General features: G+C 68.6%; 6 protein-coding genes. 3 read left to right on the top strand and 3 right to left on the bottom strand.

Annotated features, from left to right (window positions below):
- Nucleotides 1-485: uracil-DNA glycosylase family protein (locus tag IM632_RS12445; RefSeq protein ID WP_296552410.1), on the bottom strand; the 485-nt coding region annotated here is incomplete at its 3' end.
- A 130-nt stretch (nucleotides 486-615) separates the two neighbouring features.
- Between IM632_RS12445 and IM632_RS12440 the strand changes: the two genes are divergently transcribed.
- The 3 genes from IM632_RS12440 to IM632_RS12430 are packed head-to-tail and all read left to right on the top strand — an operon-like array spanning nucleotide 616 to nucleotide 4,941.
- Nucleotides 616-2,289 carry an electron transfer flavoprotein-ubiquinone oxidoreductase gene (locus tag IM632_RS12440; RefSeq protein ID WP_296549942.1) on the top strand — a complete coding sequence of 558 codons (1,674 nt, stop codon included), beginning with the start codon at nucleotides 616-618 and terminating at the stop codon, nucleotides 2,287-2,289.
- Between the two features lie 26 nt (nucleotides 2,290-2,315).
- Nucleotides 2,316-4,046: a tetratricopeptide repeat protein gene (locus tag IM632_RS12435; RefSeq protein ID WP_296552409.1), complete on the top strand. Its 1,731-nt coding sequence runs from the start codon at nucleotides 2,316-2,318 to the stop codon at nucleotides 4,044-4,046.
- A gap of 7 nt (nucleotides 4,047-4,053) precedes the next feature.
- Complete coding sequence (locus IM632_RS12430; protein WP_296479771.1) at nucleotides 4,054-4,941, top strand: 4-(cytidine 5'-diphospho)-2-C-methyl-D-erythritol kinase; 888 nt, start codon at nucleotides 4,054-4,056, stop codon at nucleotides 4,939-4,941.
- Nucleotides 4,942-5,007: 66 nt separating this feature from the next.
- On the opposite strand, the gene IM632_RS12425 is transcribed toward IM632_RS12430, so the two are convergent.
- Nucleotides 5,008-6,561, bottom strand: coding sequence for an ammonium transporter (locus IM632_RS12425; RefSeq protein WP_293512306.1), 1,554 nt, complete (start codon nucleotides 6,559-6,561; stop codon nucleotides 5,008-5,010).
- Nucleotides 6,562-6,583: 22 nt separating this feature from the next.
- Nucleotides 6,584-6,922, bottom strand: a complete 339-nt coding sequence (locus IM632_RS12420; RefSeq protein WP_110450427.1) for a P-II family nitrogen regulator — start codon at nucleotides 6,920-6,922, stop codon at nucleotides 6,584-6,586.
- Nucleotides 6,923-7,307 lie beyond the last annotated feature (385 nt).

The raw sequence follows: 7,307 nt of genomic DNA, 5'->3' as shown, positions 1-7,307 counted from the left end.
CAGAAGACGGTGTTGGTGATGAAGACCCGGTCGTTGAGCCCGATGGCCTCCAGCATCCGGTCGAGCATGCGGCCCGCCTTGCCGACAAAGGGGCGTCCCGCGCGATCCTCCTCGGCGCCGGGCGCCTCGCCGATCACCACCACCGGGGCGTCCGCCGGCCCCCGGGAGAACACCGCCCGGCTCGCCGCCCCTTCAAAGCGGATCGGGCACCCCTCGAAGGCCTCGATCGCGGTGGCGAGAGCCTCCAGGTCGCTGCAGGCGCGAGCGATCTCCCGCGCGGTCTCGATCGCCGGTGGCCGGGGCGCGCGTCGCACCGTCGCGGGTTCGTGCGACGGGGCTGTCGCCGGGGCGAACCTCGGCGCCAGCGGCCTCTGTCCCTCCGCGATTCGATCCACTGTGGTTTCGAGCAGGGCCGCATCGACGCCCGCCTCCGCCCAGAAGGCGAGCAGGCTTTCGGAGACGGCGGCGGCCGGCGGGCGGCTCATCTGCGGCAAATTCCCTCAGCTGGCGGTGGGCCCGGCGCCATTCGCCCTTGACCCACCCGACGTAAGCTATTGATAAGGCCTGAAGGGAACAAGGCCGGCGCGGGGCGACCGGCGCACCGGAGCTTGCAAAATGAGCGAGACCCTCGAACGCGAGGCGATGGAATACGATGTGGTCATCGTCGGCGCCGGTCCGTCCGGCCTGGCCGCGGCCATCCGTCTGAAGCAGATGGCGGAGGCTGCGGGCGCCGAGATTTCGGTCGCGGTTCTGGAGAAGGGGTCCGAGGTCGGCGCGCACATCCTTTCGGGGGCCGTGATCGATCCCAGCGGGATCGCCGAGCTGCTGCCGGACTGGAAGGAACTGGGCGTTCCCCTCGAAACGGCGGTGACCCAGGACAAGTTCCTGATGCTTGGCCCGGCCGGTGAGCTGGATGTCAGCTGGGCGCCCTTCCCCAAGTGGATGCTGAACCACGGCAACTACATCGCCAGCCTGGGTAATGTCTGCCGCTGGCTGGCCCAACACGCCGAGGGCCTGGGGGTGGAGATCTACCCCGGCATGGCCGCCTCCGAGCTGGTCTTCAATGACGAGGGTTCGGTCAAGGGCGTGGTCGCGGGCGTCTTTGGCATCGGCAAGGACGGTCAGCCCGGCCCGGACTACCAGCCCGGCATCGAGCTGCACGCAAAGTACACCCTGATCGGCGAGGGCGTCCGCGGTTCGCTGGCCAAGCAGCTCCAGGCGCGCTTTGATCTGAACAAGGGCCGGGAGCCTCAGAAGTACGGCATCGGCATCAAGGAGCTCTGGAAGGTGCCGGACGCCGCCTTCCAGCCGGGCCTGACCCAGCACACCTTCGGCTGGCCCCTGGACAACCAGACCGGCGGCGGCTCCTTCATGTATCACTTCGGGGACAACTACGTGGCCATCGGCTTCGTTGTGCACCTGAACTACAAGAACCCGTACCTGTCGCCCTTCGACGAGTTCCAGCGCTTCAAGACCCACCCGGCCATCCGGCCCTATCTCGAGGGCGGCGAGCGAATCTCGTACGGGGCCCGCGCCATCACCGAGGGGGGCGAGCAGTCCCTGCCGAAGCTTTATTTCCCGGGCGGCGCCCTGCTGGGCTGTTCGGCGGGGATGGTCAACGTGCCGCGCATCAAGGGCTCCCACAACGCCGTGAAGAGCGGGATCTTGGCGGCCGAGGCGGCCTTTGGCGCCATTCAGGCGGGACGCGGCGGCGACGAACTGGTTGACTACGAGACCGCCTACAGGGCCTCGTCCATCGCCAAGGAGCTTCACGCCGTCCGCAACTTCAAGCCCCTGTGGTCGAAGTTCGGGACGATACCAGGTCTGATCCTCGGCGGCGTCGACGCGACCCTTGCGGGCATGCTGGGCGGCTTCTCGTTCTTTGGCACCCTGAAGCACGGCAAGTCCGATGCGGAGTCCACCGGGCTCGCCAAGGACTATCAGCCAATCGCCTATCCCAAGCCCGACGGCGTGGTGAGCTTCGACAAACTGTCGTCGGTCTTCCTGTCCTCGACCAACCACGACGAAGCCCAGCCGGCGCACCTGAGGCTCAAGGACGCCTCGATCCCGATCAGCGTCAACCTGCCAAACTATGCCGAGCCGGCTCAGCGCTATTGTCCGGCCGGGGTGTACGAGGTCCTGACCGAGGACGACGGGTCCAATCCGCGGTTCCAGATCAACTTCCAGAACTGCGTCCACTGCAAGACCTGCGACATCAAGGACCCCTCGCAGAACATCACCTGGACGACGCCCCAGGGCGGCGACGGGCCCAACTACCCGAACATGTAGACGGACTTGCCGGGGGGAGCGAACAGGTGAACACCCGCTCCATGGCCAGGTGGAAACAACGGACCCTGGGGCGCGCTGCGGCGCGTCTGGCGGCGGCGGGCGCGCTGGCCATGCTGGCCGCCTGCGCCACCGCTCCTGGGCAGGCGGGCCTCCGCCCGGAGGGAACTGGCGCCTCGCCCTACGGACAGTTCCTTGCCGGCCGCGCGGCCCTCAACGCCGGACGTCCCGCCGACGCGGCGCGCTACTATGGCGCCGTGCGCATTCTCGATCCGGACGCTGCGGGCATCGTCGACGAGAGGGCCTTCGTCGCCGCCCTCCTGGCCGGAGATGTGGAGACCGCCGCGCGCCTTGCGCCGACCTCCGAGACGACGTCTCCGCCGAACCTTTCCCTCAGCCGTCTTGTTCGGGCCGTCGAGGGCATGTCGACCGGTCGCGCGCGGCAGGTGCGCAGCCTCCTCACCCCGGAAAGCGCCGCCTTCCCGCACCGCGCCGCCACCGCCCTGCTGGCGCCCTGGGCCGCCGCCATGGCCGGGGACAAGGAGGGGCTCCTTGTCCGGCCCCAGTCGCCGGGCGACCGAATGGTCGATGTCTTCGGGCTCCTGGCCCAGGCCCGGCTCTTCGAGCGCACCGGGCGGCTCGACGAGGCGGAAACCAACTTCAAGGTCCTGGCGGGAGGCGACTCTCCCGGGCAGGTCACGGTCCTGGCCTATGGCGGCTTTCTGGAGCGCCGAAAACGGGCTCCTGAAGCCATCACCCTCTACGATGGACTTCTGGCGACGGACCCCAGGAATTCGGCTGTGAAAGCGGCCCGCGCCCGCGCCGCGGCGGGCCGGGCGGAGCCTCAGCCCACCCTTCGCCAGGGTGCGGCGCAGACCCTGATCCCTGTGGCGGCGACCCTCATTGCAGCCGGTCAGGAGCAGATGGGCCTCGCCTACCTGCGTCTGGCGCTGAGACTGGATCCCGAACAATACGCTGCATGGATCCTCGTCGGCGATCTGCTCGACGGCGATGGCCTGGCCGAGGACGCCCGCGCCGCCTACGCGCGGACGCCCTCCACGGCGCCCGAATTCACCACCGCCCAGGCCAAGCTGGCCTGGAGCCATCAGAGGGCCGGGGACAAGGAGACAGCCCTGCGTCTGGCCCGTCAGTCGGCTGCGGGTGGCGACGTCGATGCGGTGATCAACCTGTCGGACATCCTCAGGGCCAATGAGATGTTTTCCGAGTCCGCAGACGTGCTTGACCCGGTCCTCGCCAGTTCACCGCCGGACTGGCGGCTGTCCTATGCCCGCGGGGTCTCTCTTGAGCGGGCGGGCCGCTGGCCAGAGGCTGAGCGTGATCTCAAGGCCGCCCTGGCCCTCAATCCCGACGAGCCCGAGCTCCTCAACTATCTGGGCTATTCCTGGATCGACCGGAACGAGAACCTGGACCAGGCGCTGGAGATGGTCCGACGGGCGGTGAGCCAGAATCCCCGGTCCGGCGCTATGGTCGACAGCCTGGGCTGGGCCTACTACCGGCTGGGAGACTTCCCACAGGCGGTGACGACGCTGGAGATGGCCGTGGAGCTTGAGCCTGGCGATCCGGAGCTGAACAACCACCTGGGCGATGCCTACTGGAGGGTCGGTCGGCGCGACGAGGCGGGCTTTCAGTGGAGGCGGGTCCTGACCCTGGATCCGGACCCTAAGATCCGCGCAGACGCCGAACGCAAGCTGGCCGAGGGTCTGGCGCCCTCGCCTCTCCCCGCCGCGCGGAAGCCCTGACCCGACCATGAGCGCAAGCGCCTTCGCGCCGGCCAAGGTCAACCTCTACCTGCACGTCGGCCCGCCGGGCGCCGACGGGTACCATCCCCTGGATAGCCTCATGGTGTTCGCCGACATCGGCGACGAGGTATCGATATCGACCGGACCAGGCCCGGCCTTGCGCCTGAGCGGACCCTTCGCCAGCGGCCTGGAGGCGGGTGACAATCTGGTGCTGCTGGCTGCGCGCCAGCTTGCGCAGAAGCTTGGACGGGCAGAGCCGCCTCCGGCCCTCGTCCTCGACAAGCGCCTGCCCGTGGCTGCGGGCCTGGGCGGCGGCTCCGCCGACGCCGCCGCAACCCTGCGCCTGCTCAGCCGGGCATGGGCCAGCCCGATGTCCGGGAAAGACCTGGAGATCCTGGCGGCGGACCTCGGCTCTGATGTCCCTGCCTGCATCCGCAGCCGGCCCGTGACCGCGACGGGAAGGGGAGAGGTGCTGGCCCCGGCGCCGGACCTTCCAGGGCTTCCCGCGGTGCTGGTCAACCCTGGCGTCGCCTGCCCGACGGGCGCCGTCTACCGGGCCTTCGACGCCGTCGGCCGTTTCGGCGACCTGTCTCCGCCTTCCCGGCCCGCGCCCAACTCTGGTGTGTCCGGGGTCGCCGGGTGGCTTTCGGGGTTGCGAAACGACCTGGAGGCGCCTGCGATCGCCGTTGCGCCGGTCATCGCAACGGTGCTCGAACGCCTGCGGGCGGCGCCGGAGACGCTGTTGGCCCGTCTTTCGGGCTCCGGGGCGACAGGCTTCGCCCTGTGCCGGGACGCTCCCGCCGCCACCCGGCTGGCGGCGGTCCTGGCGGAAGAACACCCGGCCTGGTGGGTGCGGGCCTGCCGCCTGGGCGCGCCCCTGACCCCCTTCGTCTGATCGGCGTCCCCGAAACGAAAACGGGGACCCCGAGGGGTCCCCGTTCCGCCACGACTGAGGGGAGGATCAGTTGTGGTAGGCGCGCTCTCCAAACTCGGAGATGTCCAGGCCCTCTTCCTCGTTGTCCACCGAGGAGCGCAGTCCGACGGTGTACTTGATCAGGAAGAAGACAATGGCGCTGGCGACCGAGGACCAGGCGATGGCCACCAAGACCGCCTTCACCTGCGCCATCACCTGGGTCGACAGGACGTAGGCGGCGGTGTCGCAGGTGGAGATGTCGCCGTCAGCGGCGCAGGTCGTGTAGTCGACCACGCCGGCGCCGCCCCAGGCGGGGTTGACCAGCAGGCCGGTGGCGATGGCGCCGACGATGCCGCCGATGGCGTGGATGCCGAAGGCGTCCAGGCTGTCGTCGTACTTCAGCGCGTTCTTGATCTTGGAGCAGAAGATCACGCAGATCGGCGAGACCACCAGGCCGAGGAGGACCGCGCCGACCGGCCCGGCGAAACCCGCGGCCGGGGTGATGGCGACCAGACCGGCGACCAGTCCGGAGGCCAGGCCCAGGGCGCTGGCGCGCTTGCGGGTGACCCATTCGGTGACCACCCAGGAGAAGCCCGCCGCGGCGGTCGCCACCAGGGTGTTGACCATGGCGAGGGCCGCGTAGCCGTTGGCTTCCAGGTTGGAGCCGGCGTTGAAGCCGAACCAGCCCACCCAGAGGAGGCCCGCACCGGTCATGGTCAGGGTCAGGGAGTGGGGCGGCATCGGCTCGGTCCCGAATCCCTTGCGGGGCCCGAGGATCAGGGCGCCGACCAGGGCGGCGATACCGGCGTTGATGTGGACGACGGTGCCCCCGGCGAAGTCGAGGGCGCCGAAGCCCCAGAGCAGACCGGACTGGATCGGGTCGGTGGGGGCGGCCGCGACGGCGTCCGGACCCGCCCACCACCAGACCATGTGGGCCAGCGGATAGTAGGACAGCAGGGGCCAGAGGACCGCGAAGGCCACGACCGCCGCGAACTTCATCCGCTCGGCCACGCCGCCCAGCACGAGGGCGGCGGTGATGCAGGCAAACGTCATCTGGAAGGCCATGAAGACCAGTTCCGGGATAACGACGCCGGTGGAGAAGGTCGCTACATTGCTTGCAGGTGTCACGCCATTCAGGAAGAGACGTCCGCCGCCGCCAATGAACTTGTCGAGGGCGCCGCCGTCGGAGAAGGCGAGGCTGTAGCCCCAGAACATCCAGGCGATCATGCCGATTACGGTGACCACACCGACCTGCATCAGCATGGACAGCATGTTCTTCTGGCGGACCAGACCGCCGTAGAAGAGGGCGAGGCCCGGCAGGATCATGAGCAGGACCAGGACGGTGGAAACCAGCATCCAGGTCGTGTCGCCCTTGTCCGGGACGGGGGCGGGGGCTTCTTCGGCGGCCACTGTCACAGCCACATCCACAGCCGGAGCCGCGGCCTCGGCGGGCGCAGGGGCCGCTTCCGCAGGCGCAGCGGCCGGGGCCGCCGCCGCCTCAGGCGCGACCTCCTGGGCGAAGGCCGGAGCCGCCAGCGGCGCTCCGGCAAGGGTCAAGGCAAGCATCAGCCCAGCCAGACCCTTGAATTTGAACCGGTTCATTTGGTGTTCCTTCCTCGGGGGATCAGAGCGCGGAGGCGCCGGTTTCACCGGTGCGGATGCGCACGGCGTCGGCCACGTCGATGACGAAGATCTTCCCGTCGCCGATCTTGCCGGTGGAGGCGGCGGTCTTGATCGTCTCGACCACCCCCGCTGCAGCGGCGTCGTCGACCACCGCCTCGAGCTTCACCTTTGGGATGAAGTTCACCTGGTACTCGGCGCCCCGATAAATCTCGGTCTGCCCCTTCTGCCGTCCGTAACCCTTGACTTCCGTGATCGTGAGACCCTCGACGCCGGACGACACGAGGGCTTCGCGTACATCATCCAGCTTGAAGGGTTTGACGATCGCCATGATCAGTTTCATCCCGTCGCTCCCGCTCGATTCCTGGTGGAACGGCTCCGCGCCGGAATGGCGGACGGAACCTGAGGAGACGCTAGAGCGCTATGATCCTGCCGCATTCGACGGGCGCCGAAAAAACAGGCGATGGACTTCGATAGCTCAAAAAACAGGCGTCTTGGTCCAGGGGCTGATCTGATTCCGGGCGCCGGATATCGGGTCGGGGGGCAGGAAGTTCTGAGTCCTGGCTCCGTGATCACGACCGCGTGATCACTGGGGGAGCGGAGGCCAGACCGGTAGCCAGCGTACACCCGGCTGGACTAATCCAGCGGCGCGGCCCCCTGCCGATCCTGTCCTGCAAGCTTTGAAAGTCGCCATGTCCAAGATTTCCATCGCCCTCCTCGCCCTTCTT

It is taken from the genome of Phenylobacterium sp. (genome assembly GCF_020402505.1).
In the GTDB taxonomy this organism is placed as follows: domain Bacteria; phylum Pseudomonadota; class Alphaproteobacteria; order Caulobacterales; family Caulobacteraceae; genus Phenylobacterium.
Note: the sequence above shows the minus strand (reverse complement) of the source record. Positions and strands in the feature narration are given on the sequence as shown.